The organism is Rhizobium sp. RU35A (assembly GCF_900156005.1).
GTDB classification, from domain to species: domain Bacteria; phylum Pseudomonadota; class Alphaproteobacteria; order Rhizobiales; family Rhizobiaceae; genus Neorhizobium; species Neorhizobium straminoryzae.
This window is the reverse complement of the sequence record NZ_FTMR01000011.1, coordinates 70,305-95,829: the sequence shown is the minus strand read 5'-3', so window position 1 is coordinate 95,829 and position 25,525 is coordinate 70,305. Positions and strand designations below refer to the sequence as shown.

Here is a 25,525-nt window from a genome sequence, read left to right as displayed (position 1 = left end):
TTGTTTGCCTATGCTTGGCCTTTACGCCAGCGGCAGGCAAACGGATTGTCGGCGATTTTTCTTTTGCGCTGTGATCTGCTGCGGAGACGCTGGCGTAAAGCCTGCCATGAACGCAACTGTTTCCATCTCGTCAGGGACGTGCCACAACGATGCCAGACCGGCTTCTCGTCCGGTGTCGCGTGTGAAGCATGGCCTGAAGATGAAACGGACTGACAGACAGTTTGCCGACCAGGACCTTTCGCCGATGGAGCTGTCCAATCTGCTCACGGCGGTGGGACAGGACCGCAGCATTGAGGCGTTTGAGACGATCTTTCGTTATTATGGCCCGCGGGTGCGTTCCTTCATGGCCATGAAGACGCGCGATGCGCAGCTGGCGGAAGAGCTGATGCAGGAAACCATGACGGCCGTGTGGAACAAGGCCGTCCAGTTTGATCCGGCCCGTGGCAATGTCTCGGCCTGGATTTTTACCATTGCGCGCAACCTGCGCATCGATGCCTTCCGCCGCAAGCGGCCTGTCTTCGACGAGAACGATCCGGTTTTCGTGGCGGACAATGCCCCGGCGGCAGATGTGGAACTGGAAGGGCGACAGGATGCCGAACTCTTGCGCGAGGCCATGGAATCATTGCCTCCGGAACAGCTCGACGTTCTCAAGCGTGCCTTCTTCGATGAAGCCTCGCATTCGACGATAGCAGAAGACATGGGCATTCCCTTGGGTACCGTCAAATCGCGCATCCGGCTCGCTTTCGACAAATTGCGGACCGCGCTGGAGGGCCGCCGATGACCATCAACCACCATATCAGCGACGCGCTCCTGATGGATTATGCGTCCGGCAACCTGTCGGAAGGCTGGAGCCTTGCGGTTGCCACCCATCTGGCGCTGTGCCCGGGCTGTCGCCGGCGCCTTGATGCGATGGAGGGCGCTGCCGGTGCTCTCTTCGACAAGTTGATTGCTCGCGAGCCCGTCACCGGCAGCGACTGGGAAAAGATGAAGGCGCGGATTGCCTGCGAACCCGGTGCGGTCACAGCCGTCGCGGAAAAGCCGCCTGTCGCTGCGGCGCCGAAGCCGGCGCGGTCGGCCGGCGTGATTCCCGAGCCGCTGCGTTCTTATCTCGGCGGCGATGTGGAGACGCTGAAATGGCGCGCGCTTGGGCGCGGTGCCTATCAGATCCGCATCGAGACCGGCGATCCGGAAACCCAGGTGCGTCTCCTGAAAATCCCTGCCGGCCGGCCGGTGCCCGAACACACGCATGAGGGGCGCGAACTGACGCTGGTGCTGAGCGGCAGCTTTCGCGATGGCAATGACCTGTTTGCCCGCGGCGATCTTGAGGAAGCCGATGGCGATCTCTTGCATACGCCGACCGCCACGGACGATGAGGACTGCATCTGCCTCGCCGTGACCGAGGCGCCGCTGAAATTCTCCAGCTGGATCGTGCGTCTCATCCAGCCGGTGCTGAAGATCTAGGGCAAGTCCAGCGAAAGCGTGTTCCGACTTCATGCCTGTACTTGCTGGAAAACAGCGAGACAGATCGTCCCGCATGTATGTTTCGGAGGCAACGCCTCGGCAGGCTTTCACGAGTGCGATGGTCCGTTGTTGATCTGCCCGAGCGCCAACCGTGGGATGTCGACGCGACATTGGTCCTCTCTGGAACTGACGGGTGTCAGAGGCGTTCAGCTGGTCTATCCGTCTTGCGAAAAGTGTCCTCTGCCGCGCTGCACATGTCCCGGTTTCGACCGAAGGGACTGAGTGCGTTGTTATCACGCGCCGCGCTGCGGCATCTTACGGAGAACAAGGCCATGCTGACCTATGCGCTTGCCTATGGCGCGACCGCGCTTGTGTTTTTCGGGCTTGATTTTCTCTGGCTCGGCCATGTGGCGACCGGCTTTTACCGCAACCAGCTCGGCGACATGATGCGCGAACGGCCGGACTTCGTCGCGGCAGGCCTGTTCTACCTCGTCTATGTCGCCGGCATCGTCTATTTCGCCGTCGGCCCCAATCTTGCAGGCGGCGGTCTTCGCCAGGCCGCACTGTCCGGCGCGATCCTCGGCTTGATCGCCTATGGCACCTACGACATCACAAACCTCGCCACGCTGAAGAACTGGCCGCTTGCCATGAGTCTCGTGGACCTCGCCTGGGGCACAGCCCTCACCGCGACCGCCGCGACCGCCGGCGTCTGGATCACGGAGAAAATCCTCGGGTAATCAGAGCCATCAAAGCATCCCCTGGCATCGATAGATCGAGACTGGCGATGTTTTCCCAAGTGCAACGAAAATAGCGTGTAAACTCAAAAGCCTTCGTAAAGGCATGGCGGACAGAGAGGTTGTACGGTTAGCCAGAAAAATCAATTGGCTAAAGCGACTAACCCGGATGCTGACGCTGTTGAAATTGCTGGGGAATTTGGGGCAATTCCTAACCGAATTCAGGCGGCTGCGCTTTGGCTTCATCAGCATAGAGAAACCATATCGCGCCCTGTCATTCCGGCCTTGAAGGAGCGCTTCGCTCTCAGCAACCTTGAAGCTATTGAGGCCGCCAAAAAGGCGCACGCTCTTTCTCATGCAGGGGCGTAAAAATGGCGCTGCTTGACGAGAATGCTACCTTGTTCGCCCACAAGGCGCTCAACCTGACAGCCAGCCCTAAAGAGGTGACAAAGCGTGTTGCCGGCGCCGTCGTTGGCGATTGCAACACAAGCACCGGCAAACCCGATCCGGAGGCCGATCACCTCGCAAACTTGTTTGGTCTCGATCTCGTTGCAAAATGGTTTTTGGCGAACTGGCATGATGCTGAAAGTCCGATCTTTCCCGCTCTTGGTTGCCGGTTCAAGCTGACAGATCGGGAACTGGTGGCGGGTGTTTTATGGGCTTCCATCGTTAAGAACGCGCGTCGAAAAGCAGGGGGTGCCGAATGAGCCGCATTCGAAGCGTTCACCCGAGCATCTGGACCGATGAAGACTTCATGTCAGTCTCTGCCCTCGCGAGGCTATTTCTGATCGGGCTTTGGACTGAGGCCTTTGATGATGGTGTCTTCGAATGGAAGCCGCTGACGCTCAAGGCTCGTATCTTTCCCGTAGACAATGTTGACGTGAATGCATTGCTTCAAGAGCTATGCTCAGTCGGCTTCATTGCTCGCATTGAAACGCATCCCAAGAAACCGGGCGTGATCCGGAACTTTCGGAAGTATCAGAGGCCGAAAAAGCCCAACAGTTCGGGAATGCTGCCGGATGAATGGCTTGAATTTACCGGCGCTGACGGAAGCAATCCTTACTCTGACGATGACCAGGAGGCACCAGTTCCGCACCAGTTCGGAACTGGTGGGGAAAAGTCCTCGCAGATGGAGGATGGAGGATGGAGGATGGAAGAGGGAGGGGAGGAAAGAGAAGAAGAAAGCAGTTCCTCCCTTCGCTCGGAACAGCGTTCATCGGCGCATGGTCACGATTATCGACGTGAGTTCGATCAAGAATTCTGGCCTGTCTATCCGAACAAGGTGGGCAAGCCGGTGGCGTTCAGAAGCTTCGTCAAAGCACGGAAGGCTGCCTCTCTCGACGTGATCATGAACGGCTTGAAGACCTACGTCGTCAAGACTGACGACCGGGCATGGTGCAATCCGTCCACCTGGTTGAACCAAGAGCGGTGGAACGACATGCCCGCTTCCGTACCCCGTGGTGGTTCGCAACGATCTCCTCCCAACGCGGCACCTCGCCTGGGGGCGTTTCAGGAACGCCAGGAGCAGGCAAAAGCTATTTTCGGAAGCCTTGCCAACGGAGGCCGCAGTGAACACGGAGATTTCCACGACAGCCGCAGCATTGGACCCGATCTCGACCTTGGACGCGAGGATTACCGGCATGAACCGGGACCTTTCTCGCCTGGTCGAGGACGCTGACTTGGGACGCTGCATGCGGCAGTTGCTTGAGATGGGGTTGTCGCTTCCGGGCTCGGTGCGGATTGATGTCGCCCATCTGGCTTATGGCGCTGCCCTGAGTGGACTTTCGGTTCTCGCCCTTGAGGCGGTTACGTTGCGGCTCATGCGCGGCGAGTATGACAGGCATCTCACCTTCCTGCCCAATCCACCCGAACTGGCAGCTTTGGTGCGTGAGCGGCAGCTGGCTATGCGGAATGACCTGCGTCGATTGGAGGAGACGCGTAGGGCGCTCGTTGATCTGCGGCATATGCGACAAGCGCCACAAAAGACCGAGGCTGAGAAAGCGCGAGTGCGGGCGTTGGTGAGGCGTGCGACTTCTGAACTGCGGGTTCATCAACCAACCGAAGATCAGCACATAGGTGGCCGGATGCTGGCGCAGAACCGCTTCGTGGAGGGTGTCCAAAGAATTGCGGGGACGGATCCTATTGGAGATCCAACATTGGTGGATGTGCAGGAAAGTCGTCACCCGGGGTCGGATTGCGGAGGTGCGGATTGATGCAGTCCGGAGATCAAGCCGGTGACATCGCTGGAGTAACTGCGGTGAATGATTGCTCGATCACCTATGGCGGAAGGCTACCGCTCGGAAGCGCGGACGATGCGCCAGTGGTGGCTGAGGTGCTGCGCGCCCTGACGGTTGAGGCAGAGCGTAGGGGCTGGAGCGGTGCGCGCGTGGTCGCTGTCCGGCGGGATGGCGCATATCGGCAGATTGAGATCGTGCCGGCGGATAGTTGGTCGCTTGATCTGCCTGACCTTACCGGGCGAGAGCCTGGGGGGTAGGGGGTTTAATTCCGCTGTCTGGATGAGGGGGTGTAACCGCACGGGTCTCATCCAGACAGTTTTTTCTTAGGAGCGGGATTTTTCCCCGGTGGACCGCCAAATGAGCGGCAATCAAAATGCAAGTGGGCAAAAAATGAAACAAATACAAATAGTTGAGTTTCCAGATGTCCCGCAAATGCGAAATCCAGTCGAATTATTCCCAACTGACGATACCGGGTCTCGAAGAGCCGAATTCTATCTGTCAGCGCTGCGGTGCGTCGTTTGTTCCGACCGGCAAAGGGGGGCGGCCGGCGCGCTACTGCTGCGATGAATGCAGGCAACTGGCGATAGCCGATCAGCAAAGGGCATGGCGCCGGCAACGAGATGCGAAGTCGGCACGGTCTGAAGACCTGATCTGTCGAGTGTGTCATCAACCGTTTCAGGCTGCAGATGCAACGGCGGGCAGAGTTCCGGCCTACTGTGGCGAAGACTGCCGCAAACGTGGGATCCTGGCGAAGAAGCTTGAGCGCCGTTCGGCCCGGCTCACGGGGTGACCGCAGATGGCTAAGCGTATTCCTGAAATCGAAATCACGGAGGTCGATCGAGAGCGTCTCATTCGGATCGCTTTGGCCTCCCCATTGGCGATGCCGGCCAACGGTGATGGTGAGTGGCTATCCACTTGGTTGCTGTTGATGATCGCCAAGCTTCCCCCAAGTGTCGAACGCCGGGATCAAGCGCTGCGCACCCTTTACGCCGAGCACACGATCGGCGCAGAGCGCCAGCGTCGGGATGAAGTTCGGAGACTGTGCCGCATGTACGAGGCAGGTCGCTGGCGCTTTGATCAACATCGATCTTCTGTCCCCGTCGATTACCTGGGGACGCGGGATGCGCTTCTGTTCGAGATCTACACATTGAGCGATGGCGCGCCTCCTCTTTCCGACAGGCGTCTTGGGATGATTTTGACAAGTGATTGCATTTACAAGCGAAACGGGCGCAACAAAATGCGGTTTTCGTGTCCGGATTAATCCCACATCATCAGTGATGAAGACGTGAGGGCAATCATGACCAAGGTTGAAAAATTCCCCGATATCCCTGATGCAGCTGAAACGCTGTCGCTGTTGCATGGCTCCAGTGTGGTTCAGGCGGCACGGGCTGAGAAGGTAAAGCGCATTGCCGAAGCGAGGAAGCTCGCCGTCGAAATGCGCGATCGTGTCGATGCAATTCGGGAGAAGGAATTCCCCGAGATGGACGCCGCTCTCGCGAAAAAGTTTGTAGCCGTTCAATCTGCCGAAAAAGCGCTGCATGATGCGAAGGTTGCCTACGGCGAGGCGTTTCGACGTAACATGGTGCGGAAAAATGAATTGGATTTCGCATTCAACGAACACAATCGTCACCTGCTCGAAACTTGTGATCCGAGCATTGATCTGTTCATTTCCGAGATGCGCGATGCCCTGTATGACGCGCACAGGATGGTCCGGATCGGACCGGAAGTGATCGAGCGCCATCCGGTCACCGGTCGTACAAACCGCCGGTGGGAAACCAATGCACCATCCGTCAACGCCCGCGTCTCGGCAATTCGCGAGGCAATGGATGCGGCTGAGCGAATGAAACTTGAAGCCGATCAATCGAAGGTTCCGGAGCGTCTGCAGAAAATCCGTAACGAACTGCCGGCGGTAAAATCATGAGCAAGGCCTACGAAGCCTCCATCCTGGTGCGTGAAGGTGTTTTGCCTGCAGGCGCCTGCATCCGCTCTCGCGGTAGCGCTCTCCTTTCCAACGACAACGGCCGCCTCATCCGTTATCGGTTCTCGGACGATGCCGTCGCTCGCGACAATCACCGCATTCTCAGTGGAGCCTGGCGGCTCGCCAATTTTCTCCGGAATCCTGTTTTCCTCTGGGCTCACGATGCGCAGCAGCCTCCGATCGGCAGGGTTGTCGAGATCGGTGAAACTGGCGGCGTGCTGGCCGGGACGGTCGAATATGCGACCGCGGACTTGAACCCGCTGGCTGAAACAATCTTCCGGATGGTCAAGGAAGGCTATCTGAGTGCCACATCGGTCAGCTGGAACCCGATCAATTGGCGGCTTGCCAATGATCGTGATCGGCCAGGCGGCGTTGATTTTGAGACGGTCGACCTGATGGAAATTTCTCAGGTGCCCGTCCCGGCACTCCCGACTGCGTTAGTCGCGGCAAGGTCCGCGGGCATCGATACCAATCCGGTGCGGCACTGGGCGGAACACGCTCTTGAACGAAAGGACATCCCCATGACGCGTGAAACTCTCGCGACAGTGCGCCGCGCGGCCGGCGCGCCAATCGCTTACGCAAGCGCCGCCTTGGACCCCGCAGGAGCTGTCCGGTTCCCCACGTTGGGCAGCCAGCTGGTAGCCATCCGCAATGCAGCCATGCGACCGGAAAGCGCCGATCCGCGCCTGGTGCGAGCTCCCTCTGGCCTGAACGAAGGCGAGGGTGCATTCGGTGGATTTCTGGTGCAGACCAACTTCGTGCAGGAACTGATCGGCAGTCTCTATGAGGAGAGCGAAATCGCCAGCCGTTGCGATCGTCGTCCCACTGGTGGGCCTCTCGCAAGCGTCAAGATGCCGGGCATTGATGAAACCAGTCGGGCAGATGGATCGCGCTGGGGCGGTCTCCAGTCCTATTGGGCGGCTGAGGCGGATCAAGTAAGTTCGTCACTCCCCCGGTTCCGCCAGATCGAGTTTTCGACGAAGAAGCTTATTTGCCTGGTTCGAGGCACCACGGAACTGCACGAAGATGTCCCCATGCTGGAGGCTCATATCCGGCGCGGCTTCGCGGCGGAAGCTGCATTCAAGCTGGATCTGTCGGTTCTGTCCGGCTCCGGCGCTGGTGATCCGCTCGGCATTGTGAATGCGCCGGGAACCGTTGTGGTCGAAAAGGAAGCCGGGCAGGCATCGGGAACCATCGTTGCCGAGAATGTTCGGAAAATGTGGTCGCGGTTGCCCGCCTCCAGCAGAAAGCGGGCCGTCTGGCTCGTCAATGAGGATGCAGAGACCAAACTGGAAGCGATGATCGATGTGGTCGGCGCTGGGGCAGTTGCGTCTCCCGCGGCGCAAGCTCTCTACATGCCGGCCGGAAGTTCGGCTGGCAATGAGTATCCCCTCCTGAAAGGGCGGCCGGTGATCGCCGTTGAACAGTGCCCGCCGCTTGGCGCCAAGGGAGACATCGTCCTGGCGGATCTGTCCCGGTACATCATCATCGACGGAGGCACCACACCCGCACTTTCGGTGCATGTGCGCTTCATGAATGATGAAGTTGTCTGGCGCTTCGTACTCAGGATTGATGGACAACCGGCCTTCGTCAGCCCGGTTACGCCCTACCACGGCGGCAATGCGCGATCGGCATTTGTCACCCTCCAATCTCGCTGAAGAGACGGTCAGCGAGTATGACGGGTGGCCGCAAGGTTGCCCGCGCCAGGCGGACCGCCGGAGCTTGCCGACAAGCTCCGGCGGTTTGGCAAGTTGAAAAGCCAAGGAGCCACGCAATGCGCATGCACTATGAAAACATGCCGAGCGAAGAGATTTTCCGGCGCGTAAGGGAAATGGACGGTTGTTCGGCTTCCGCGAGTTATGACCCGATTTTCACACCGATTTTCACCGGATTTTTCTCCACCACTTTGGGGTGGAGTGCAACCGCCGCCACCCTCGGCGGCGTGCTGGCCTCTGCCGTCGTGACCACCTCGGTATCCGAAGGAGTAAACCGCAAATGACTATCGTCAACGTGCTGCTGCATGATGGCTATGCCATGCTGATCACGGACACCCGGGCGACTTCGCTGGACGGCAATCATTTCGAGGTGTCGAAGGTTCACCCGATTCCGCACATGCGATGCGCCGTCGCCACGCGTGGCCCGGTCGATGCCCTGGGCAAAGCGGTAACTGCGATCTGCCGCAATTCTACGAATTTCGCCACCGCGCGCGAATTTCTGGATCTTTGCTTTGCCGGCCTCGGGCTGGGTGGGGCGGAAATCTTTGTGGTGGGGTATGATGAAGACAAGCCGGCCGCCTTCATGGTGTCCAGCGTCAACTCTGGCGGCCGGGTTCTCGATATCCCCTATGCGCTTGTCACGCCAACTGTCCCGGCCGATGTGTTCGAGACGTTTTCGAAAGATCCTGTCTCCGGACTGGCGGATCTGATGGCGCACCAGACGAAGGGGAACAAGACGTGCGGCGGCTGGATCAACGTCACTCAGGTCGGGCCAGCCGTTATCGAGACCTATTCGGCCGGCGTCATTGAGTTCGGTTATCTGCCTGTGCCGACCGGCAGGACAACGTTGGCAGGAGCGGATTGCAGCGCATGCGCGTCAGTTTAGTCTGTCAATTGAAGGTAGGGATTCTCGCGCCGTTCCGGAAATTTAAGACTGAGGTCTTGTCATCATGGGTTCGATCAACGAACCCATGCGCCGCAACGACGCAAAATCATATACGGCGCAGATCCGGGTTAGACGCGAGGGGCGGATCGTCCATTCCGAGGCGCAGACTTTCGCGCGGTATGGGGTTGCATCTGCCTGGCTGAAGAAGAGGAAAACGGAACTGGCGGAGCCCGGCGCGCTGGAAGCACTGCACGCGCCCGGTGTTACGGTGGATGATGTGATCGAGAAATATCTGCAAACGGAACGCAGGGGCGTCGGCCGCAGCAAGGCGCAGGTGCTGGAAACGATCCGCAAGCACCCGTTGTCGCTCATGCGGTGCGAGAAGATCACCTCGGTCGAGATCTGCGCGTTTGCAGAGGATCTTCTCGAGGGGTGGGTTCCAGACGGTCGCGAGGCTCGGCCGCGAAAGCCTCAGACCGTTGGGCACTACCTTTCCACCTCGGCTCGGTGTTCGCCGTCGCGCGGCCGATGTGGGGCTATCCGCTGGATTGCAACGCCTTTCAGGATGCTTTCACCGTCAATAAGCGCATGGGTGTTGTGAGGGCCAGCGATCGGCGCGATCGCCGTCCCTCACTGGAGGAACTGGACGCCCTGCCTTCACATTTTGCCGTGCGTGCAAAGCATCTTCCTCAGGCTATACCCATGCATCAGGTCATCCTCTTCGCGCTCTTTTCCACGCGCCGGCAGGAAGAGATTACCCGCATCACCTGGGCCTATTACCATCCGAAAGACAGCCGGGTGCTCGTGCGCGACATGAAGAACCCGAGCCAGAATAAGGGGAACCATGTCTGGTGCGATCTGCCGCCGCCGGCCATGGCCGTGATCGAGGCGATGCCGCGTCAGGATGAGAGGATCCTCCCGTTTCAAGGCGACGCCATCAGCGCCGCCTTCAAGCGGGCTTGCAAGCTGCTGGGCATCGTCGATCTGCATTTCCATGACCTGCGGCACGAAGGCGTCATCCTGCTGTTTGAGCAGGGCTTGACCATCCCTGTTGTAGCAACGGTGTTCAGACACCGTTCGTGGACCAGCTTGCAGCGTTATGCACACATCCGGGCAGGGGCAGACAAATATGCGGGGTGGCGGTGGCTGCCGCAGTTGGTGGATGCTGATTGTAGGGCAGGTTCGGTGTGATCGTTGGCATCTAGCAATTTTGCCGACGCGGTCTGCCCGCTCGCTTTTCCTGGCAAAGAAAGGGTTGTTGAGTATGTGCCTAGCTGCACTTGCTGCAGTAGGCGGGTGTGAGCGGCGCCATGGCGTGTCCCGCCCCCGAGCGTCTCATCTACCTTCCTTGTGCTGTCACCTCCAAACTGCATGCATTTTGGTCTGGCCTCACGGTTAAAATTTTTAACCTGCTAGTGAAAAAAACGAACAAAGGTATTGCGGAATTTTCGCCGACGGTTATATAAGGACTGAGCGCCACCCTGAACTCCATCCTGCGCGCTCTAAGGAGTAGCTAACATGGCAACCGAACTTGGAAAGGAACTGCGGAAACTTCGCATCGATCAAGACGAAAATCTGATGGATATGGCCAAGAAGCTGGATCGTTCCGCCGCTTTTATATCGTCAGTGGAAACCGGTAAAAAGGCTCCGCCCAGCGGATTTGAGGACTTAGTGATCAAAGCTTACGGGCTTTTTTCGGACACAGCGGAAAAGCTTCGCCGCGCGGCAGACGCTTCGAGAAAAGCATTCGTTCTTGAGCCTAGCAATGCCCTTGGGAGGGACACAGCTGGTCTTATGGCTCGTCGAATGAATTCGCTGTCCGATGAGGACCTGAGAGAGATCAAAGAGATTCTTGAAAGAGGAGCAAAGTGGAATGAGTAGTACTGATTTTGTGGTCCCACCTAGATCTTGGGATGACATACATGCTGTTGCTGAAAGTGTGAGGTCGGCTATAGGCCTCGAAAACCAGCCCTATGTACCGGTTGTCGATGTTCTCGAACGTGTTCTTGATTACCGTATGAACTTGGTGCGTTTTGAAGTGGGAGACTTTGCTGAGATGGAAGGGGCTGAAGGGCTCACCGATCCTAACGGCGAGTTCATTCAAATTCGCGAGGATGTTTACCAAGATGCGATTGCCGGAGACGGGCGCGCCCGCTTCACTATTGCGCATGAGATGGGACACTTTTTCCTTCACACTGGTATTCCCCTCGCGCGAAGTACTAGAGGTGACGGTGTGGCTATCTATCGAAAAAGCGAGCCTCAAGCTAACCAGTTTGCGGCGGAGTTGTTGATGCCACGAAAGCTAATTTTTCCGGGCACTTCTTCGGAAAAGATCGCAACCGATCACGGTGTGTCTGAAGAAGCCGCCCGCAACCGCATCAAATTTTTGTCAAGGAAGGGAATAATGTGAAAAGGAGACTTGGTTGCAGCCAAATCTCCTTTTCCAAGATTTTCCGTATCGGGCTTGCAAAGGGGCTAGCCGAACGGAAGCCGTGATGCAAGGCGGTCGAAATATCTGTTGGTTCGCAGCTTCAGATAATACCGGCCAAACCTTGTGTCAAGGTAAACAGCGCCCCTTAGGGAGTCGCAAATGTCCTCAACGAGGTACGTGGCACCACCAGGCTACAAGTACATCTTCCGCCCGTCGCGGAAGTGCTCGAAGACCGGTAAGGTCCTTTGGGCGCGTGCTTTTGGTCTGAAGGCATGGCCGATTCTTGTTCCGGTTTAAGGATCTGGCTTCGGTAAAGGCGGAAAGGGGGGCTTCGGCTCCCCTTTTCTTCGGCCGATGACGCGTGTTAAGCACGTCACGCATCGAGGCCTTTGAGATAATTTTTGCCTTCGATCCATTGGTTTGGGGGCTTACCTGTCAAAAGCCAGTCTGGGCTATCGATTGCGGTCACTGCGCTCCGGGATGTGGCTTGGTGTGGAAGGGGTGATTGTATTTATCCAAGCTTGCAAGCTGTTGGGTATCGTCGATCTGCATTTCCATGACCTGCGGCACGAAGGTGTCAGCCTGCTGTTTGAGCAGGGCTTGACCATTCCTGTTGTGGCAACGGTGTCCGGCCACCGTTCGTGGGTCAGTCTGCAGCGTTATGCACACATCCGGGCAGGGGCAGACAAATATGCGGGGTGGCGGTGGCCGCCGCAGTTGGTGGCTGCTGATTGTGGGGCAGGTTCGGTGTGATCTCTCGCCTGGGGTGCGTCTTTCCGCGCCTCAGGCCTTCGGTTCCGGCGGCGGTGTCGCAAGCTTGCCCAGGTGCTTCTCGATCTCGATCAGGATTGCCAGCAATCCGCAGACGACAGCTGCCGCGAGATTGTGAACAGAAAGCCAAGGATGGCAAGACCGGCAGATCCAACTGTTTCTCAGTCTCCATAGCCGGCGACCGTGCACAGGCTAGCGCGGTGTTATGTGGCAAACACACCTGCCGGAAATGAGGTGGGGAAATGACGACTCCACACTGTGATGTGTTTGTGCTCAGATGCAACCCGTTCTTGCGGGAGGGGGTGCATGGAACTGAGATTGCCTTTTCGTGTCGAATACAAAACGGAAAATCCAGTTCCTATTCCGGAAATAGTAGGCAGTCTGCTGTCCTTGCAGATGCTGTTGGAAGAAGCAGCATCAAATCTCGAAACCTTCGTTCCTGGCCTTACAATTGAAAAAATTGATATCCGCGTCCAAGAAATATCGCATGGGAGTTTAAAAGAGATCTTGTTTGTAAGCCTGTTCGGCGTGTTTCAAGACGAACTCGATCACGATCTACCGGATCTGGTACAAGAGTTTATGGGGGTGGAGATGCCTGAGAACACCCATACGCTTCTGACAATTCTGGTTATCGTCGCGATCGTCTATGGAGCCGATTATATCAAATCCATCGTGACTGACGGTGTAAAAGAGACGCTTACAGCCAGTTGGAAGAAGAACCTGATCCAAGATTTGGCCGACAAAACAGGGCGCTCGTATGACGAGACAAAGAAAGCTCTTGATGACCGTTATGGCAAGCCCGGTCGGATCAAACGACTAGCGGACGCATCGGTGAAATTTTTCCAACCAAGCAAGCGTCAAGGCAATGCGCCCATAGATGTGGGGAGTAAGCGGATTGACCCTCGGTTTGTCGAGGATACGGAAGCGGATTTCGTATACGAGGAAGCCGCAAGCGCCGAAAAGTCTCAGGATCTTTACGGGGTACGGCTGCGGATCCACCAAAAGGACCTCGACAGAGAAACAAGTGGTTGGGCTGCCATGCCATTAGGCATTCATAATAAGCGCCTCCCCATGAAGCTGCTTGATGGAGTGACCGCTGACCAGGTGTGGGGGAACGACGAAATCACGGCAGATATCGTTTTACTCTCCAAGCGAAAGGGGGTCGATTTTGTCCCTTCAGAAATTCATGTTCTGCGAGTCTCGGATTAGACCGTGATCTGGCTCGCCTTGATTGCGACCATGCGCTGAAGCAGAAATTCTGCTGTCAACTTACCTTAAGAGCAATGTGACGATAACTTTTGAGAGGTGCAGCATGGGGCGGCGGACGATACCTTTTACGCAGGATGCGATCACGCGGGCTATCAAGGCCGTGCAGAAGGCGGGTGTTGAAATCCGCAGCATTCGGATCGAGCCGGATGGTGCCGTTGTCATCAACGGCGAGAGCGTCCGTAGCGGTGATGCCTTCACCCTGGAGGAGTATGAAGCGAGTCCAAGGGGCTATCTTTAACGACGGGTCGGACATCATTTCGCGTGGGTTTGTAAAACATGGGTGTCCGGTCATCGCTCGGCGTCAACCTCCAGCGTTACACACGCATCCGAATGGGGGAATACAAATATGTGGGATGGCCGTGGCTGACACTGCAGATCAAACGCGAGCGCGGGGGGCACGCAGCAGCACTGCATGCACTGACGAACGCCGCTTCATGAATCGCCGCTATCTCCATTATCTGACAAGCTTTCCCGAATTATTTCAATTTGCCTTTTTATGAAGGTTTGGCGTTTCTCCCTTATCTTTCGAATGGAATCTTGCCCGGATATTTTCCCCTGAAGAATTTGCTCACGCAATATGTCGTCTTTTTTGTCGGCCATCGCCACGTCGTGTGCCCAAATCGCCAAATCTTCTGGTATTTCATCAATGTAATTCAATACGTGAAACATAAGTCTTCGTTGATAATCACGGTTTTTATCTAAGAAATACTTAGCGTTGGAAATAATTTCTCGTAGGCTTTCCATTTCAGAGGCTTGATCTTTTAGGTCTTGCTCCATCAAACCTATTTCGGACTCTAGTGCTTCAATCCTGCGTCTGAGCCCTTCAACGGTGCTCGGCGGGTTTGCTATCGAAAACTCAAGTCGAGCAGTGATTTCAGCGTTTACCGAGCGATTGGCAGCCTCCGCTGAGTTTTCGATAGCTGCATAGACGTCCCGAGGGACGCGGATCGTGTACCGTGAATAGTCGTCTTGTTTGGCCATGGTCATGTTAGACACTGAAATAGTGAAAAAACCAAGAGTGTGTCGTTGCGCACTAATTTGGTGCATGCTACCTTCCTTTCACTAAATTGGTGAAAGGAGCCGCGGTGAACGAGAACCAAGTGCAGTTCAAGCTGAACATACCCGCTGACGTGAAGCGCTGGCTTGCGTCTGAGGCGGAGAAGAACCTTCGGTCTCAAACGGCCGAAATCTTGTTGGCGCTGAAGGAAAAGATGAGCCGGCAGGCAGAAATGCAAAAAGCCGACGCTACGGCCTGAGAAACCAGCGTCGGCTTTTCTATAACCACCCCTTAAGGAGGAAGTGAGCATGGATATCAATACCCCGAAAACACCGGTCGGCGCAAGGCCGGCGCTGGCGGCTATGCTGGATGAACTCCAGCTGAATGAGCGGGCAACTGCCGCCCTCGATGCGGAATGGATGGGCTTTCGCCGCCGCCATAGTCCCGAGAATTTCGATAGCCTTCCGCTTGGGGAAAAGGCGCAGATCGAGATGCGCATCCGGGAGATGCCCGAAGCGCGCAACATTTGCAGCGCCATGGCAAAGCGTGAGGCCGCGGCCGAGGCCCTTCGCAAGAAGATCATGGCTTTCCCCTGTCAGAACTTCGCAGATGCCCAGCTGAAATACGATTTTGCCAAGGGCTGGCTGTGGAGCGGCGAGGCGGAACTCTGGGCCGATGAAAGCATAGCGATGCTGCAGAGCCTGTATTCGCTGCTGCGCGATCCTCCGGCGCCTTCCGTTCCGGCGCCGGTTGATGTGGCGAATGACCCGCTCGGCGTCAATGTGGACCGCATTTACGATGACGTGCGCGAGGCCCTGGCGATGGTCCGCCTGATGCACCAGAGCCTGGTTCAAGTCTCAATGGCACCAATGCGCGGCATTCCGATGGAGGTTGTCGACAATTTAGGCGACTTGCGGCGATGCTCGGAGGTTGTCGCGCGCGGTCTCTCCGGCGTGCTGACGAGGATCGACAACGCGATCGAGGCCGCTTCGGAGGGCTCTGACGATAAGGTTGGAATTCTTGCTGGTGAGGCCAATCATGGTTAAGCGCGTTTCCTTGAAAAAGCCGCTTTCCCGGCCGGCCCCCAGCCTTTCCGAAACAATCGCCGCATTCCGTAATGGCTGGGAAACGGCGATGGCCGAAGACCTCGCCGGCGCGTCCGACGCGCGCAAGGCAGTTCAGCCGTGGGCGCCGCCGTTGGAGGCGCTGAAAACCTGGGCAAGCCCGGCCGGGGGCATGGGCGAGGCTCTGGAGGCGCTGCGGCTCGCTCGCGACGAGGCAAGGGACTTTGACGAATCGCCACTGATCTTTTCGCTGGTTTCCGCTGCGCTCGGGTTTCTTGAAAATCGTCCTGCCGGCGCACGTGCCGATCAAAAGGCGGAGGTCTGATCGATGGCAAACCGTGGCGCGGCAATCAAGCAGATCGATGCGAAGCGCCTGTTCAAGGCCGGCCTTGAGGCCGGGTTTGAAGCCGTCCGCATCATTCTTCATCCCGACGGGCGTATCGAAGCGAGCGCCTCGCTTACGGAAACGGTGGCAAAAGCGAACGATATCAACACCTGGGATGATCTGAAGACATGAAGGGCAAGCGTCGTAACGGCCTGCCGCAATACTGCTCGCTGGTCATCGACCGGCATAAGAAACGGCGTATTCGGTTTCGGGCAAAGGGCGTGGATACGTATCTTCCCTTTCCGCCGGTTGGTGCCGAATTTGAAAAAGCATACGCGGCGGCGCTTGCGGGCGTCACAGAATGGCGGGCCAATATCGGTGCGGCGCGCACCAAGCCCGGTTCGATGGATGCCTTGGCTGTTTCCTATTACCGCTCGCCACAATTTCAGGGGCTGCGTGACAGCACAAAGCAGACCTATCGGCGGATCATTGAGACGTTTCGGGTGAAGCACGGAAGCAGGCTCGTTCGAGACCTTCGCCGCGAACACCTGAAAATTCTCCTGGGCAATATGGCGGATCGCCCGCAGGCGGCGAACCGCCTCCTGTCCCTTTTGAAGATCATGCTCGATCACGCCCTCGATAACGGGTGGATCGCGGTCAATCCTGCCGCCGGGGTTCGTGGCTTCAAGAAAAAGACCGATGGCTTTCATACGTGGACGGAAACAGAAATCGCAACTTACGAGGCGCGGCATCCGGAGGGAACCAAGGCGCGGCTTGCCCTCAACCTGTTGCTCTACACCGCACAGCGCCGCAGCGATGTTATCGCCATGGGATGGCATCAGGTTTCCGGAAAGACGATCAGAGTGAAGCAGCGCAAGACAGGGGCGGAGCTTGATCTGTTCATGCTGCCGGCGCTGACAGATGTCCTGTTCCTGCTTCCAAAAGATAAACCGTCCTTCCTTCTGACGGAGTTTGGCAAGCCGTTCACAGCGGCAGGCTTTGGAAACTGGTTCCGGGACCGCTGCAATGAAGCCGGCCTTTCTCATTGCTCGGCCCACGGGCTTAGAAAGGCGGCGGCGCGTCGGATGGCCGAGGGCGGCATGAGCGGCGACATCATCAAAGCGGTCACCGGCCATACGGATCTTAAGCAGGTGTCTGTCTACACGGCCGCAGCCAATCAAGCGGCTCTCGCTGAGAAGGGGCTTAAGGCCATCGCGGGGAAGAAAAAGAGAACAGCTTCTGTCCAACCAGTTCGAAAAGTTGGACAAGAGAAAGGCGAATAAGATGGAAAATCAGCGTGTTACGCAAAGGCATGGCGGACAGAGAGGGATTCGAACCCTCGATACGCTTTCACGTATACACGCGTTCCAGGCGTGCGCCTTCAACCACTCGGCCACCTGTCCTTGATCCAAGGGCTGCCCGGCCGGTTTGGCGAAGCAGCGGTCGGGGCGGATATATACCGATGAATTTCGCGCAATCAACCGGAATCTGAAACTTTTGTGACCTCGGGCTCAAGTCGCTGCTTTTGCTGGCAGAAAACTCCCGCGGTGGCGGCCGCATTGCCAAGTGGAGGGTGCGGCCCTAATCTTCGCTTCCCATCGGCTGCCAGCAGGATCGGACAGGACCATGGCATTTTTCTTCCGGTTTCTGAGCTTTCTCGCGCTTGTGCTGGCGATTGCCGCCGGCACGATCGATGCGATCGCTTCGGTGGCATCCTCATCCGTGGTCCTGACCAGTCTGGAAGAGGATTGGCTGGCGGCAAGCCCCCGGAGTCTGCCTCTGGTGCAAGGCATGGTCGAACACTATATTCACCCGCAAGTCTGGCAGAACGGGTTTGCCGTGATCATCCGCCAGCCGGCATTCGCGGTGTGCCTTGGTCTGTCGCTGGCGCTGTGGATGATCGGTTACCGGCGCCCCCGGCCACGAAGCCTGTTTGCCTGAAGCGACGGCGCGTGCGACGCGACCGCAACGAGGGAGGTTCGAAATGTTCCTGATCGACATGTTCAACAAGAAGACCGTGATGCCGAGTGCCGATGCGGCGCTGCCCGGACGTGCGGAGGCGCTGCCCACCGCGGAGCACCATTTCGTCAACGGCAACCCCTTGCAGGGCCCCTATCCCGATCACCTCCACGTGGCCTATTTCGGCATGGGCTGCTTCTGGGGTGCGGAGCGTCTGTTCTGGCGGCTGCCGGGTGTCTGGGTTACCGCGGTCGGCTATCAGGGTGGCTTGACGCCCAATCCGACCTATCATGAAACGACGACGGGCCTCACCGGTCATGCCGAAATCGTCAAGGTGGTCTTTGATCCCGCCATCATCTCCTACGAAACCCTGCTGAAGACCTTCTTCGAGGAGCATGACCCGACCCAGGGCATGCGCCAGGGCAATGACATTGGCACGACCTACCGGTCGGCGATCTATACCACGACCGCTGACCAGCTGGAGAAGGCGGAGGCTGCGCGCGCAGCATTCCAGGCGGCGCTCAAGGCGGCGGGACGCACTTCTGTCATCACGACCGAGATCGCCCCGGCAGACGTTTTCTATTACGCGGAAGACTATCACCAGCAGTACCTGGCCAAGAACCCGGCTGGCTATTGCGGTCTGCGTGGCACCGGCGTCAGCTGCCCCATTGGCGGCTGATCTGTCTGTTTCGGCGGCGTAAAGCCGCCCTCTTGTGCAGTCCTGCGGGGAAAATGGCGATCGGTTGCGCAGATTTTTCGTTTTTGACCAAACGAAAAATTTCTGGTGAATTTTGCTGAAACCCATGCAAGGATAAGGGCCTGCCAGGCATAATGATGAAGAGGCCGGCAACCGCAGACATGCCTTCGCGAGACAGGCGTGCGGGGGGACCCACAATGACGAGCAAAAACAGGGCTGCACGATGAAGAAAACCCTTTTGACACTGATTGCCATGGCAGCGCTTTCGACCACGGCGCTGGCGGCTGACATCAAGCCGGCGCTGGTCTATGGCACCGGCGGCAAGTTCGACAAATCCTTCAACGAAGCGGCTTTCCAGGGCGCAGAGAAGTACAAGAAGGAAACCGGCACCGATTTCCGTGACTTCGAGCCGACCAGCGACACCCAGGGCGAGCAGGCGATCCGCAACTTTGCCTCGCGCGGCTATAATCCGATCGTTGCCGTTTCCTTCGCCTGGACCTCGGCCATGGAGAAGGTGGCTGCCGAATTCCCGGACACCAAGTTCGTGATCGTTGATTCCGTGGTGAAGCTGCCGAACGTGCGCTCCGTCGTCTTCAAGGAAGAAGAGGGCTCCTATCTCGTCGGCATCCTGGCCGGCATGGCGTCCAAGTCCGGCAAGGTCGGCTTCATTGGCGGCATGGATATTCCGCTGATCCGCAAGTTCGCCTGCGGCTATGCCCAGGGCGCCAAGGCTGCCAATGCCAAGATCGAAGTTCTGCAGAACATGACCGGCACCACCGGTGCTGCCTGGAACGACCCGGTTCGCGGCGGTGAGCTGACCAAGAACCAGATCGACCAGGGTGCGGATGTCATTTACGCGGCTGCCGGCGCCACCGGTCTCGGCGTGCTGCAGACGGCTGCCGACAACAAGAAGCTGTCGATCGGCGTCGATTCCAACCAGAACCATCTGCATCCGGGTTCGGTGCTGACCTCGATGGTCAAGCGCGTCGATCTCGCGGTCTACAATGCCTACAAGGATGCCGCAGCCGGCAAATTCACCGGTGGCATCCAGACCAACGGTGTGAAGGAAGACGGCGTTGCCTATGCGCTGGACGACAACAACGCCAAGCTGATCACGCCGGAGATGAAGACTGCCGTCGAAAAGGCGAAGGCCGATATCATCTCGGGTTCCGTCAAGGTTCACGATTACATGTCGGACAACAGCTGCCCGATGTAATTCATCACGGTCAGGGCGCATCGCGGGTTCCGCCATGCGCCCTTACCATGTCCGGCTTCCGGAAAGGAAAGGCCAGCGCGTGAGCCAGCATCCCGCTATTGAACTGGTGGGCATCGACAAGAGTTTCGGTGCCGTTCATGCCAACAAGAACATCAATCTGAAGGTGGAAAAGGGAACGATCCACGGCATCATCGGGGAGAATGGTGCCGGCAAGTCGACCCTGATGTCCATCATCTACGGCTTCTACCAGGCCGATCGCGGCGAGATCCGCATCGACGGCAAGCCGCTCGACATTCGTGACAGCCAGACCGCGATTGCCGCCGGCATCGGCATGGTGCACCAGCATTTCATGCTGGTGGAGAACTTCACGGTTCTGGAAAACGTCATGCTCGGTGCCGAGGGCGGGCAACTGCTCGCCAAGGGCGTTTCCGGCGCGCGCAAGGAGTTGAAGCGTCTGGAGACCGATTACGGTCTCGACGTCGATCCTGACGCGCTGATCGAGGATCTGCCCGTCGGCAAGCAGCAGCGCGTGGAAATCCTGAAGGCGCTCTATCGCAGCGCCGATATCCTGATTCTCGACGAGCCGACCGGCGTTCTGACGCCCGCCGAGGCCGACCACCTGTTCAAGGTGCTGAAGGTGTTGCGCGACCAGGGCAAGACGGTGATCCTCATCACCCACAAGCTGCGCGAGATCATGGCGATCACCGACGAGGTTTCCGTCATGCGCCGCGGCGAAATGGTTGCCACCCGCAAGACCGCCGAGACGACGGTCGAGGAACTGGCCGAACTGATGGTCGGCCGCCGCGTTCTGCTGCGCGTCGAAAAGGGCGCCGCAAAGCCCGGCAAGGTGCTGCTGTCGGTGAAGAACCTCACCGTCAAGGACGCCCGTGGCGTCACCATGGTCGATAACGTCTCCTTCGATGTGCGCGAAGGCGAGATCGTCGGCATTGCGGGCGTCGCCGGCAACGGCCAGTCGGAACTGCTGGAGGCGATTGCCGGCATCCGCAAGCCGGCCTCGGGCGAGATCCTGCTCGATGGCCAGCCGATCGCCAATGCCGATCCGGCGCGGCTTCGGGCGCTTGGTCTTGCCCATATCCCGGAAGACCGGCACCACATGGGCCTCGTCTTGAAGTTCGAGGAATATGAGAATTCGGTGCTCGGCTATCACCGCGATCCCCGTTATGGCCGCGGTGCGCTGCTTGATCTGAAGGCAATCCAGGCGGATGCCGTAGAGAAGATCGAAAAGTACGACATCCGCCCGCCGAATCCGCGCCTGAAGACGGCGAACTTCTCCGGTGGCAACCAGCAGAAGATCGTCGTGGCGCGCGAGATCGAGCGCGATCCCAAGGCGCTGATCATCGGCCAGCCCACCCGCGGCGTCGATATCGGCGCGATCGAATTCATTCACCGCCGCATCGTGGAAATGCGCGATGCCGGCAAGGCGCTCCTGCTCGTTTCCGTCGAACTGGACGAGATCCGATCCCTGTCCGACCGCATCCTCGTGATGTTTGCCGGCAAGGTGGTTGGCGAAAAGACCCCGGATGCCGGCGAGCAGACACTGGGTCTGATGATGGCAGGCATTGCCGCATGAGGACGAACCTTTCATGAGTACCGCTTCCGTACCCTTGCCCAACTGGATCACCTACGGGTTGATGCCGCTCCTCAACCTGCTGGTCGCCTTCTTCATCTCCGGGCTCGTCGTCTGGTGGATCGGCGAGGATCCCTTGGCTGCGCTGAAGCTTCTGATCGAAGGCTCGCTCGGACGCGGCGATGCGATCGGCTTCACGCTGTTCTATGCCACCAGCTTCATCTTCACCGGCCTGTCGGTGGCGGTCGCCTTCCATGCCGGCCTGTTCAACATCGGCTCGGAAGGTCAGGCCTATCTCGGCGGTCTCGGCGCGGCGCTGGTCGCGCTTGCGCTCGATCGCTACGTGCCCTGGTATGTGACGATGCCGTTTGCCGTGATCGGCGCAGCCCTGTTCGGTGCCGCCTGGGCCTTCATTCCGGCCTGGCTGCAGGCCAAACGCGGCAGCCATGTCGTCATCACCACCATCATGTTCAACTTCATCGGCGCAGCGCTGATGGTCTACCTGCTGGTCAACGTGCTGATCGTGCCGGGCAAGATGGCGCCGGAAACGCGCACCTTCTTGCCCGGCGGACAGTTGCCGAAGCTCGACTGGCTGATGGCCTGGTTCGGCCTGAAGCTCGGGCCAGCGCCCTTCAACGTCTCCTTCCTGATCGCGCTGGTCATGGCCTTTCTTGTCTGGGTGCTGATCTGGCGCACCAAGCTCGGCTATGAGATGCGCACGCTCGGCATCAGCCCCTCTGCTGCGATCTATGCCGGTATTCCCTATGGGCGTACCGTCATCATCGCCATGCTGATCTCCGGGGGGCTGGCCGGCATGATGGCGCTGAACCCGGTGATGGGCGCCTCTGCCCGCCTGCAGGTGGAGTTCGTCGGCGGCGCGGGCTTCGTCGGCATCGCCGTTTCGCTGATGGGGCGCAGCCATCCGCTTGGCATCGTGCTGGCCGCCCTTCTGTTCGGCATTCTCTACCAGGGCGGTGCCGATCTCTCCTTTGAAATGCCCAACATCACCCGCGAGATGATCGTGGTGATCCAGGGTCTGGTGATCCTGTTTGCCGGCGCGCTGGAATACATGTTCCGGCCGGCCATGGTGCACCTGTACCAGCGTCTGAAACGGGCCTGAGGAGCAAGAGATGGAATTCTACGATATCGTCGTCAGCATTCTCGGCTCGACCATTCGCCTGTCGATCCCGCTGCTGTTCACCGCGCTGGCCGGCCTCTTCACCGAGCGTGCCGGGGTCTTCGACATCGGGCTGGAGGGCAAGATGCTGGCGGCTGCCTTTGCATCCGCCTGCGTCGCCTATGTCACCGGCAATGCCTGGCTTGGCCTTCTCGGCGGCATCGGGGTGTCGATCCTGTTCTCGCTGATCCACGGTTTTGCCTCGATCACCAATCGCGGCAACCAGATCGTCTCCGGTGTGGCGCTGAACTTCGTGGCGGCCGGTCTCACCGTCGTTCTCGGCCAGGCCTGGTTCGGGCAGGGAGGACGTACTCCCCAGATCTCCGGCGAGGCGCGCTTCTCGCCAATCACGCTGCCCTTCGTCGATGCCATGCGCGACGTGCCCTTCATCGGGCCGCTCTATGTGCATGTCATCTCCGGCAACAACATCCTGACCTATCTCGCCTTCCTCGCCGTACCGATCACCTGGTGGGTGCTGTTTCGCACCCGCTTCGGCCTTCGGCTGCGTGCGGTCGGCGAAAATCCGGGCGCGGTGGATACGGCCGGCATTTCCGTCACCTGGCTGCGCTACCGCGCCGTCATCGTGGCGGGCTTCCTTTGCGGCTTCTCCGGCGCCTATCTGTCGATTGCCCAGTCGGCCGCCTTCATCAAGGACATGTCGGCCGGCAAGGGCTATATCGCGCTCGCCGCCCTGATCTTTGCCAAGTGGAAGCCGGTGCCGGTGATGTTTGCCTGCCTGCTGTTCGGCTTCCTCGATGCCTTCGCCAATTTCATGCAGGGCAAGGCGGTGCCGGGAATCGGCGAAGTGCCGGTTCAGATCTTCCAGGCGCTGCCCTATATCCTCACCTGCATTCTGCTGGCCGGGTTCATCGGCGTCGCCCACCCGCCCAAGGCCGGCGGCGTGCCCTATACGAAGGAACGTTGATCATGGCGCAAGACCTGTTCGAGGCGGCCCGCGCGGCAATGGGAAGGGCCTATGCGCCCTATTCCAAGTTCCCGGTCGGTGCAGCCATCCGCGCCGATGACGGCAAGATCTATCTCGGCGCCAATGTCGAGAACCTGTCCTTCCCGCAGGGCTGGTGCGCCGAACCGACCGCCATCGGCAACATGGTGATGGGCGGTGGCCGCAAGATCGTCGAGATCGCGGTGATTGCCGAGAAACTGGCCTGCTGCCCGCCCTGCGGCGGATGCCGCCAGAAGATCGCCGAATTCGCGGGTCCCGACACCCGCGTCTACCTCTGCGACGAGGTCGGCGTGCAGAAGACGCTGACCATGGACGAACTTCTGCCCTTCTCCTTCCAGACGGATGTAATCGGATGAAGTCCGTCATCGATCTGCTGGTGGACCGGCTAGGCGGCCTGATGCCGCGTCATGCCATCGTGCTGGGCTCGGGCCTTGGTTCGCTGGTGGCGGAGGTCGAGAAGCCTGTGCGGATTTCCTACGGCGAACTGCCCGGCTTTCCGGCAAGCGGCGTCACCGGCCATGCGGGCGAGCTCGTGGCCGGTTTTCTCGGCCGCCATCCTGTCATCATGCTGTCCGGCCGTGCGCACTACTACGAACACGGCGATGCCTCGGCCATGCGCTTTCCCATCGAGGTGCTGCAGGGGATTGGTGTTCAGGCGCTGATCCTTACCAATTCCGCGGGGTCACTGAAGGACGACATGCCGCCCGGTTCGGTGATGCAGATCGCCGATCACATCAACTATTCCGGCATGAACCCGCTGATCGGCGAAAGCGGCGACCGGCGTTTTGTCGGCATGACCAGCGCCTATGATGCCGATCTCGCGCTTGCCATCCGCAATGCCTCGATCCGCACCGCCACGCCCCTCTATTCCGGCGTCTACATGTGGTTCTCCGGCCCGAGTTTCGAAACGCCGGCGGAAATCCGCATGGCGCGCATTCTGGGGGCCGATGCGGTCGGCATGTCCACCGTGCCGGAGGTGATCCTCGCCCGCTATGTCGGACTGAAGGTCGCCGCCTGCTCGGTCATCACCAATTTCGGCGCCGGCATGACCGGGGCGGAATTGTCGCACGAGGAGACGAAGGAAATGGCGCCGCTGGGCGGTCGCCGCCTCGCCACCATTCTCAAGGACCTGTTCGCGCAGGACACCATTGCCTGACAGGCCGTTCGATCGAACCCGTGCCGCCCGGTCAAGCTTGCCGGCCGGCCGGCCGGTCCTTCCTGTCTTGCGTCTAATCGATTGAAGGATAATGATGCACACTCCGAAAAAGCCGGGAGGTAAGCCCATGGAACTGTTGAGCCCGCGCGAGGCGGCTGCGTTCGCACTGTCGCTGCTGGACCTGACGAACCTGCGTGACGATTGCGATGCCGCCGCAATCGCGGCCTTGTGCGCCCGTGCGCAGACGCCGAACGGCCATTCGGCCGCCATCTGCATCTGGCCGCGCTTCGTGGCGCAGGCACGCGGCATTCTCGGGTCGGATCATCCGGTGCGGATTGCCACTGTCGTCAACTTTCCGTCCGGCGATCTGCCGGTCGAGACCGTCGTCGCGGAAACCCGCCAGGCGATTGCCGATGGCGCCGACGAGATCGATCTCGTCATTCCCTACAAGGCCTTCCTCGCCGGCGATGAGGCGGCCGTCACCGAGATGGTCACTGCCGTGCGCGCCGCCTGCCCGGAGGCCTGCCTGAAGGTGATCCTCGAAACCGGCGAGATCCGCGACAGCGGCAAGATCCGCCGGGCATCCGAACTGGCGATCGAGGCCGGCGCCGATTTCATCAAGACCTCGACGGGCAAGGTCTCCGTCAACGCCACGCTCGAAGCAGCCGACATCATGCTGCAGGCGATCCGCGACAGCCGCAGGAAGGTGGGCTTCAAGCCGGCCGGCGGCATTTCCACGGTGGCGGATGCCGATCTCTACCTACGGCTTGCCGAGACGATCATGGGCGCCAACTGGCTGATGCCCTCCACCTTCCGCTTCGGCGCGTCCAGCCTGCTGGACGATATCCTGAACGTGATTGCCGGCGCGCCTTCCAGCCGCGTGTCGAGCGGTTACTGAGC

Annotated in this window: 33 protein-coding genes, 1 tRNA gene and 1 pseudogene; 33 read left to right on the top strand and 2 right to left on the bottom strand. The window is 59.0% G+C overall.

Annotated elements, in window-relative coordinates; all coding sequences use genetic code 11:
- Positions 1-10: 10 nt before the first annotated feature.
- The 19 genes and pseudogenes from F3H95_RS21425 to F3H95_RS21340 all read left to right on the top strand — a co-directional run bounded on the left by F3H95_RS21425 (position 11) and on the right by F3H95_RS21340 (position 13,720).
- Positions 11-781, top strand: a complete 771-nt coding sequence (locus F3H95_RS21425) for a sigma-70 family RNA polymerase sigma factor (RefSeq protein ID WP_342782397.1) — start codon at positions 11-13, stop codon at positions 779-781.
- A complete protein-coding gene (locus F3H95_RS21420; RefSeq protein ID WP_149747499.1) occupies positions 778-1,461 on the top strand; it encodes a ChrR family anti-sigma-E factor in 684 nt (227 codons plus the stop codon). Before F3H95_RS21425 ends, F3H95_RS21420 begins: the two co-directional genes overlap by 4 nt.
- A gap of 335 nt (positions 1,462-1,796) precedes the next feature.
- A complete protein-coding gene (locus F3H95_RS21415; protein ID WP_143126652.1) occupies positions 1,797-2,198 on the top strand; it encodes a DUF2177 family protein in 402 nt (133 codons plus the stop codon).
- Between the two features lie 144 nt (positions 2,199-2,342).
- Positions 2,343-2,564 carry a hypothetical protein gene (locus F3H95_RS21410; RefSeq protein WP_149747498.1) on the top strand — a complete coding sequence of 74 codons (222 nt, stop codon included), beginning with the start codon at positions 2,343-2,345 and terminating at the stop codon, positions 2,562-2,564.
- 2 nt (positions 2,565-2,566) lie between these two features.
- Positions 2,567-2,902 carry a hypothetical protein gene (locus F3H95_RS21405; RefSeq protein ID WP_149747497.1) on the top strand — a complete coding sequence of 112 codons (336 nt, stop codon included), beginning with the start codon at positions 2,567-2,569 and terminating at the stop codon, positions 2,900-2,902.
- Positions 2,899-3,873, top strand: coding sequence for a hypothetical protein (locus F3H95_RS21400; RefSeq protein WP_149747496.1), 975 nt, complete (start codon positions 2,899-2,901; stop codon positions 3,871-3,873). Before F3H95_RS21405 ends, F3H95_RS21400 begins: the two co-directional genes overlap by 4 nt.
- A complete protein-coding gene (locus tag F3H95_RS21395; protein WP_149747495.1) occupies positions 3,836-4,408 on the top strand; it encodes a hypothetical protein in 573 nt (190 codons plus the stop codon). The genes F3H95_RS21400 and F3H95_RS21395 overlap by 38 nt, the downstream gene beginning before the upstream one ends.
- A gap of 820 nt (positions 4,409-5,228) precedes the next feature.
- Positions 5,229-5,693: a hypothetical protein gene (locus tag F3H95_RS21390; protein ID WP_149747494.1), complete on the top strand. Its 465-nt coding sequence runs from the start codon at positions 5,229-5,231 to the stop codon at positions 5,691-5,693.
- A gap of 36 nt (positions 5,694-5,729) precedes the next feature.
- Positions 5,730-6,353, top strand: coding sequence for a hypothetical protein (locus F3H95_RS21385; protein ID WP_149747493.1), 624 nt, complete (start codon positions 5,730-5,732; stop codon positions 6,351-6,353).
- Positions 6,350-8,068, top strand: a complete 1,719-nt coding sequence (locus F3H95_RS21380; protein WP_149747492.1) for a phage major capsid protein — start codon at positions 6,350-6,352, stop codon at positions 8,066-8,068. The genes F3H95_RS21385 and F3H95_RS21380 overlap by 4 nt, the downstream gene beginning before the upstream one ends.
- 116 nt (positions 8,069-8,184) lie before the next feature.
- Complete coding sequence (locus F3H95_RS21375; protein WP_149747491.1) at positions 8,185-8,409, top strand: hypothetical protein; 225 nt, start codon at positions 8,185-8,187, stop codon at positions 8,407-8,409.
- Positions 8,406-9,011: a hypothetical protein gene (locus F3H95_RS21370; RefSeq protein WP_149747490.1), complete on the top strand. Its 606-nt coding sequence runs from the start codon at positions 8,406-8,408 to the stop codon at positions 9,009-9,011. The genes F3H95_RS21375 and F3H95_RS21370 overlap by 4 nt, the downstream gene beginning before the upstream one ends.
- A gap of 64 nt (positions 9,012-9,075) precedes the next feature.
- On the top strand, positions 9,076-9,612 hold the full coding sequence (locus F3H95_RS27710) for a hypothetical protein (RefSeq protein ID WP_348530076.1): 537 nt from the start codon (positions 9,076-9,078) through the stop codon (positions 9,610-9,612).
- Between the two features lie 101 nt (positions 9,613-9,713).
- Positions 9,714-10,202 carry a tyrosine-type recombinase/integrase gene (locus F3H95_RS27705; RefSeq protein ID WP_348530075.1) on the top strand — a complete coding sequence of 163 codons (489 nt, stop codon included), beginning with the start codon at positions 9,714-9,716 and terminating at the stop codon, positions 10,200-10,202.
- A 327-nt stretch (positions 10,203-10,529) separates the two neighbouring features.
- Positions 10,530-10,892 (top strand): XRE family transcriptional regulator, encoded by a 363-nt coding sequence (locus F3H95_RS21360; RefSeq protein WP_149747489.1) that lies wholly within the window; start codon positions 10,530-10,532, stop codon positions 10,890-10,892.
- Positions 10,885-11,421, top strand: coding sequence for an ImmA/IrrE family metallo-endopeptidase (locus tag F3H95_RS21355; protein ID WP_149747488.1), 537 nt, complete (start codon positions 10,885-10,887; stop codon positions 11,419-11,421). Before F3H95_RS21360 ends, F3H95_RS21355 begins: the two co-directional genes overlap by 8 nt.
- A 531-nt stretch (positions 11,422-11,952) precedes the next feature.
- Positions 11,953-12,195: pseudogene (locus F3H95_RS21350) on the top strand (tyrosine-type recombinase/integrase); the annotation flags it as partial.
- A 324-nt stretch (positions 12,196-12,519) separates the two neighbouring features.
- Positions 12,520-13,422 carry a hypothetical protein gene (locus tag F3H95_RS21345; protein ID WP_149747486.1) on the top strand — a complete coding sequence of 301 codons (903 nt, stop codon included), beginning with the start codon at positions 12,520-12,522 and terminating at the stop codon, positions 13,420-13,422.
- Between the two features lie 103 nt (positions 13,423-13,525).
- On the top strand, positions 13,526-13,720 hold the full coding sequence (locus F3H95_RS21340) for a hypothetical protein (RefSeq protein ID WP_149747485.1): 195 nt from the start codon (positions 13,526-13,528) through the stop codon (positions 13,718-13,720).
- A 194-nt stretch (positions 13,721-13,914) separates the two neighbouring features.
- Here F3H95_RS21340 and F3H95_RS21335 read toward each other — a convergent pair whose 3' ends face one another.
- A complete protein-coding gene (locus tag F3H95_RS21335) occupies positions 13,915-14,529 on the bottom strand; it encodes an Arc family DNA-binding protein (RefSeq protein ID WP_210248578.1) in 615 nt (204 codons plus the stop codon).
- Between the two features lie 38 nt (positions 14,530-14,567).
- Here F3H95_RS21335 and F3H95_RS21330 point away from each other — a divergent pair, with 38 nt between their 5' ends.
- Genes F3H95_RS21330 through F3H95_RS21310 form a run of 5 tightly spaced genes read left to right on the top strand, consistent with a single transcriptional unit; the run spans position 14,568 to position 17,151 of the window.
- Positions 14,568-14,738 (top strand): Arc domain-containing protein, encoded by a 171-nt coding sequence (locus tag F3H95_RS21330; protein WP_244618101.1) that lies wholly within the window; start codon positions 14,568-14,570, stop codon positions 14,736-14,738.
- Positions 14,739-14,787: 49 nt separating this feature from the next.
- Positions 14,788-15,525 carry a hypothetical protein gene (locus F3H95_RS21325; RefSeq protein WP_149747484.1) on the top strand — a complete coding sequence of 246 codons (738 nt, stop codon included), beginning with the start codon at positions 14,788-14,790 and terminating at the stop codon, positions 15,523-15,525.
- Entirely contained in the window at positions 15,518-15,868 is a 351-nt protein-coding gene (locus F3H95_RS21320) for a hypothetical protein (protein ID WP_149747483.1), read from the top strand. Before F3H95_RS21325 ends, F3H95_RS21320 begins: the two co-directional genes overlap by 8 nt.
- A gap of 3 nt (positions 15,869-15,871) precedes the next feature.
- Complete coding sequence (locus F3H95_RS21315) at positions 15,872-16,060, top strand: hypothetical protein (RefSeq protein WP_149747482.1); 189 nt, start codon at positions 15,872-15,874, stop codon at positions 16,058-16,060.
- On the top strand, positions 16,057-17,151 hold the full coding sequence (locus tag F3H95_RS21310; RefSeq protein ID WP_149747481.1) for a tyrosine-type recombinase/integrase: 1,095 nt from the start codon (positions 16,057-16,059) through the stop codon (positions 17,149-17,151). The genes F3H95_RS21315 and F3H95_RS21310 overlap by 4 nt, the downstream gene beginning before the upstream one ends.
- 30 nt (positions 17,152-17,181) lie before the next feature.
- Here the strand turns inward: F3H95_RS21310 and F3H95_RS21305 are convergent.
- Positions 17,182-17,271, bottom strand: a tRNA-Ser gene (locus F3H95_RS21305).
- Between the two features lie 223 nt (positions 17,272-17,494).
- On the opposite strand from F3H95_RS21305, the gene F3H95_RS21300 reads away from it, so the two are divergent.
- The 9 genes from F3H95_RS21300 (at position 17,495) to deoC (ending at position 25,523) form a co-directional block, all read left to right on the top strand.
- A complete protein-coding gene (locus F3H95_RS21300) occupies positions 17,495-17,809 on the top strand; it encodes a hypothetical protein (protein WP_149747480.1) in 315 nt (104 codons plus the stop codon).
- A gap of 43 nt (positions 17,810-17,852) precedes the next feature.
- Complete coding sequence (gene msrA, locus F3H95_RS21295; protein ID WP_143126626.1) at positions 17,853-18,506, top strand: peptide-methionine (S)-S-oxide reductase MsrA; 654 nt, start codon at positions 17,853-17,855, stop codon at positions 18,504-18,506.
- 241 nt (positions 18,507-18,747) lie between these two features.
- Entirely contained in the window at positions 18,748-19,740 is a 993-nt protein-coding gene (locus tag F3H95_RS21290) for a BMP family ABC transporter substrate-binding protein (protein ID WP_143126627.1), read from the top strand.
- 79 nt (positions 19,741-19,819) lie between these two features.
- Positions 19,820-21,331, top strand: a complete 1,512-nt coding sequence (locus F3H95_RS21285) for an ABC transporter ATP-binding protein (protein ID WP_185969902.1) — start codon at positions 19,820-19,822, stop codon at positions 21,329-21,331.
- Between the two features lie 13 nt (positions 21,332-21,344).
- Positions 21,345-22,448, top strand: a complete 1,104-nt coding sequence (locus F3H95_RS21280; protein ID WP_143126629.1) for an ABC transporter permease — start codon at positions 21,345-21,347, stop codon at positions 22,446-22,448.
- A 10-nt stretch (positions 22,449-22,458) separates the two neighbouring features.
- Positions 22,459-23,430 (top strand): ABC transporter permease, encoded by a 972-nt coding sequence (locus F3H95_RS21275; protein ID WP_143126630.1) that lies wholly within the window; start codon positions 22,459-22,461, stop codon positions 23,428-23,430.
- Positions 23,431-23,432: 2 nt separating this feature from the next.
- Complete coding sequence (locus tag F3H95_RS21270; protein WP_143126631.1) at positions 23,433-23,825, top strand: cytidine deaminase; 393 nt, start codon at positions 23,433-23,435, stop codon at positions 23,823-23,825.
- Positions 23,822-24,625, top strand: coding sequence for a purine-nucleoside phosphorylase (locus tag F3H95_RS21265; RefSeq protein WP_149747479.1), 804 nt, complete (start codon positions 23,822-23,824; stop codon positions 24,623-24,625). Before F3H95_RS21270 ends, F3H95_RS21265 begins: the two co-directional genes overlap by 4 nt.
- A 127-nt stretch (positions 24,626-24,752) precedes the next feature.
- Positions 24,753-25,523 (top strand): deoxyribose-phosphate aldolase, encoded by a 771-nt coding sequence (deoC, locus tag F3H95_RS21260; RefSeq protein WP_149747478.1) that lies wholly within the window; start codon positions 24,753-24,755, stop codon positions 25,521-25,523.
- Positions 25,524-25,525 lie beyond the last annotated feature (2 nt).

What these genes read in the sequence shown, in the direction of transcription:
- F3H95_RS21425 (WP_342782397.1), top strand. Translation starts at nt 11, where the DNA reads ATGCTTGGCCTTTACGCCAGCGGCAGGCAAACGGATTGTCGGCGATTT.
- F3H95_RS21420 (WP_149747499.1), top strand. Translation starts at nt 778, where the DNA reads ATGACCATCAACCACCATATCAGCGACGCGCTCCTGATGGATTATGCG.
- F3H95_RS21405 (WP_149747497.1), top strand. Translation starts at nt 2,567, where the DNA reads ATGGCGCTGCTTGACGAGAATGCTACCTTGTTCGCCCACAAGGCGCTC.
- F3H95_RS21400 (WP_149747496.1), top strand. Translation starts at nt 2,899, where the DNA reads ATGAGCCGCATTCGAAGCGTTCACCCGAGCATCTGGACCGATGAAGAC.
- F3H95_RS21395 (WP_149747495.1), top strand. Translation starts at nt 3,836, where the DNA reads ATGAACCGGGACCTTTCTCGCCTGGTCGAGGACGCTGACTTGGGACGC.
- F3H95_RS21390 (WP_149747494.1), top strand. Translation starts at nt 5,229, where the DNA reads ATGGCTAAGCGTATTCCTGAAATCGAAATCACGGAGGTCGATCGAGAG.
- F3H95_RS21385 (WP_149747493.1), top strand. Translation starts at nt 5,730, where the DNA reads ATGACCAAGGTTGAAAAATTCCCCGATATCCCTGATGCAGCTGAAACG.
- F3H95_RS21380 (WP_149747492.1), top strand. Translation starts at nt 6,350, where the DNA reads ATGAGCAAGGCCTACGAAGCCTCCATCCTGGTGCGTGAAGGTGTTTTG.
- F3H95_RS21375 (WP_149747491.1), top strand. Translation starts at nt 8,185, where the DNA reads ATGCGCATGCACTATGAAAACATGCCGAGCGAAGAGATTTTCCGGCGC.
- F3H95_RS21370 (WP_149747490.1), top strand. Translation starts at nt 8,406, where the DNA reads ATGACTATCGTCAACGTGCTGCTGCATGATGGCTATGCCATGCTGATC.
- F3H95_RS27710 (WP_348530076.1), top strand. Translation starts at nt 9,076, where the DNA reads ATGGGTTCGATCAACGAACCCATGCGCCGCAACGACGCAAAATCATAT.
- F3H95_RS27705 (WP_348530075.1), top strand. Translation starts at nt 9,714, where the DNA reads ATGCATCAGGTCATCCTCTTCGCGCTCTTTTCCACGCGCCGGCAGGAA.
- F3H95_RS21360 (WP_149747489.1), top strand. Translation starts at nt 10,530, where the DNA reads ATGGCAACCGAACTTGGAAAGGAACTGCGGAAACTTCGCATCGATCAA.
- F3H95_RS21355 (WP_149747488.1), top strand. Translation starts at nt 10,885, where the DNA reads ATGAGTAGTACTGATTTTGTGGTCCCACCTAGATCTTGGGATGACATA.
- F3H95_RS21345 (WP_149747486.1), top strand. Translation starts at nt 12,520, where the DNA reads ATGGAACTGAGATTGCCTTTTCGTGTCGAATACAAAACGGAAAATCCA.
- F3H95_RS21340 (WP_149747485.1), top strand. Translation starts at nt 13,526, where the DNA reads ATGGGGCGGCGGACGATACCTTTTACGCAGGATGCGATCACGCGGGCT.
- F3H95_RS21335 (WP_210248578.1), bottom strand. Translation starts at nt 14,529, where the DNA reads ATGCACCAAATTAGTGCGCAACGACACACTCTTGGTTTTTTCACTATT.
- F3H95_RS21325 (WP_149747484.1), top strand. Translation starts at nt 14,788, where the DNA reads ATGGATATCAATACCCCGAAAACACCGGTCGGCGCAAGGCCGGCGCTG.
- F3H95_RS21320 (WP_149747483.1), top strand. Translation starts at nt 15,518, where the DNA reads ATGGTTAAGCGCGTTTCCTTGAAAAAGCCGCTTTCCCGGCCGGCCCCC.
- F3H95_RS21315 (WP_149747482.1), top strand. Translation starts at nt 15,872, where the DNA reads ATGGCAAACCGTGGCGCGGCAATCAAGCAGATCGATGCGAAGCGCCTG.
- F3H95_RS21310 (WP_149747481.1), top strand. Translation starts at nt 16,057, where the DNA reads ATGAAGGGCAAGCGTCGTAACGGCCTGCCGCAATACTGCTCGCTGGTC.
- F3H95_RS21300 (WP_149747480.1), top strand. Translation starts at nt 17,495, where the DNA reads ATGGCATTTTTCTTCCGGTTTCTGAGCTTTCTCGCGCTTGTGCTGGCG.
- msrA (WP_143126626.1), top strand. Translation starts at nt 17,853, where the DNA reads ATGTTCCTGATCGACATGTTCAACAAGAAGACCGTGATGCCGAGTGCC.
- F3H95_RS21290 (WP_143126627.1), top strand. Translation starts at nt 18,748, where the DNA reads ATGAAGAAAACCCTTTTGACACTGATTGCCATGGCAGCGCTTTCGACC.
- F3H95_RS21280 (WP_143126629.1), top strand. Translation starts at nt 21,345, where the DNA reads ATGAGTACCGCTTCCGTACCCTTGCCCAACTGGATCACCTACGGGTTG.
- F3H95_RS21275 (WP_143126630.1), top strand. Translation starts at nt 22,459, where the DNA reads ATGGAATTCTACGATATCGTCGTCAGCATTCTCGGCTCGACCATTCGC.
- F3H95_RS21270 (WP_143126631.1), top strand. Translation starts at nt 23,433, where the DNA reads ATGGCGCAAGACCTGTTCGAGGCGGCCCGCGCGGCAATGGGAAGGGCC.
- F3H95_RS21265 (WP_149747479.1), top strand. Translation starts at nt 23,822, where the DNA reads ATGAAGTCCGTCATCGATCTGCTGGTGGACCGGCTAGGCGGCCTGATG.
- deoC (WP_149747478.1), top strand. Translation starts at nt 24,753, where the DNA reads ATGGAACTGTTGAGCCCGCGCGAGGCGGCTGCGTTCGCACTGTCGCTG.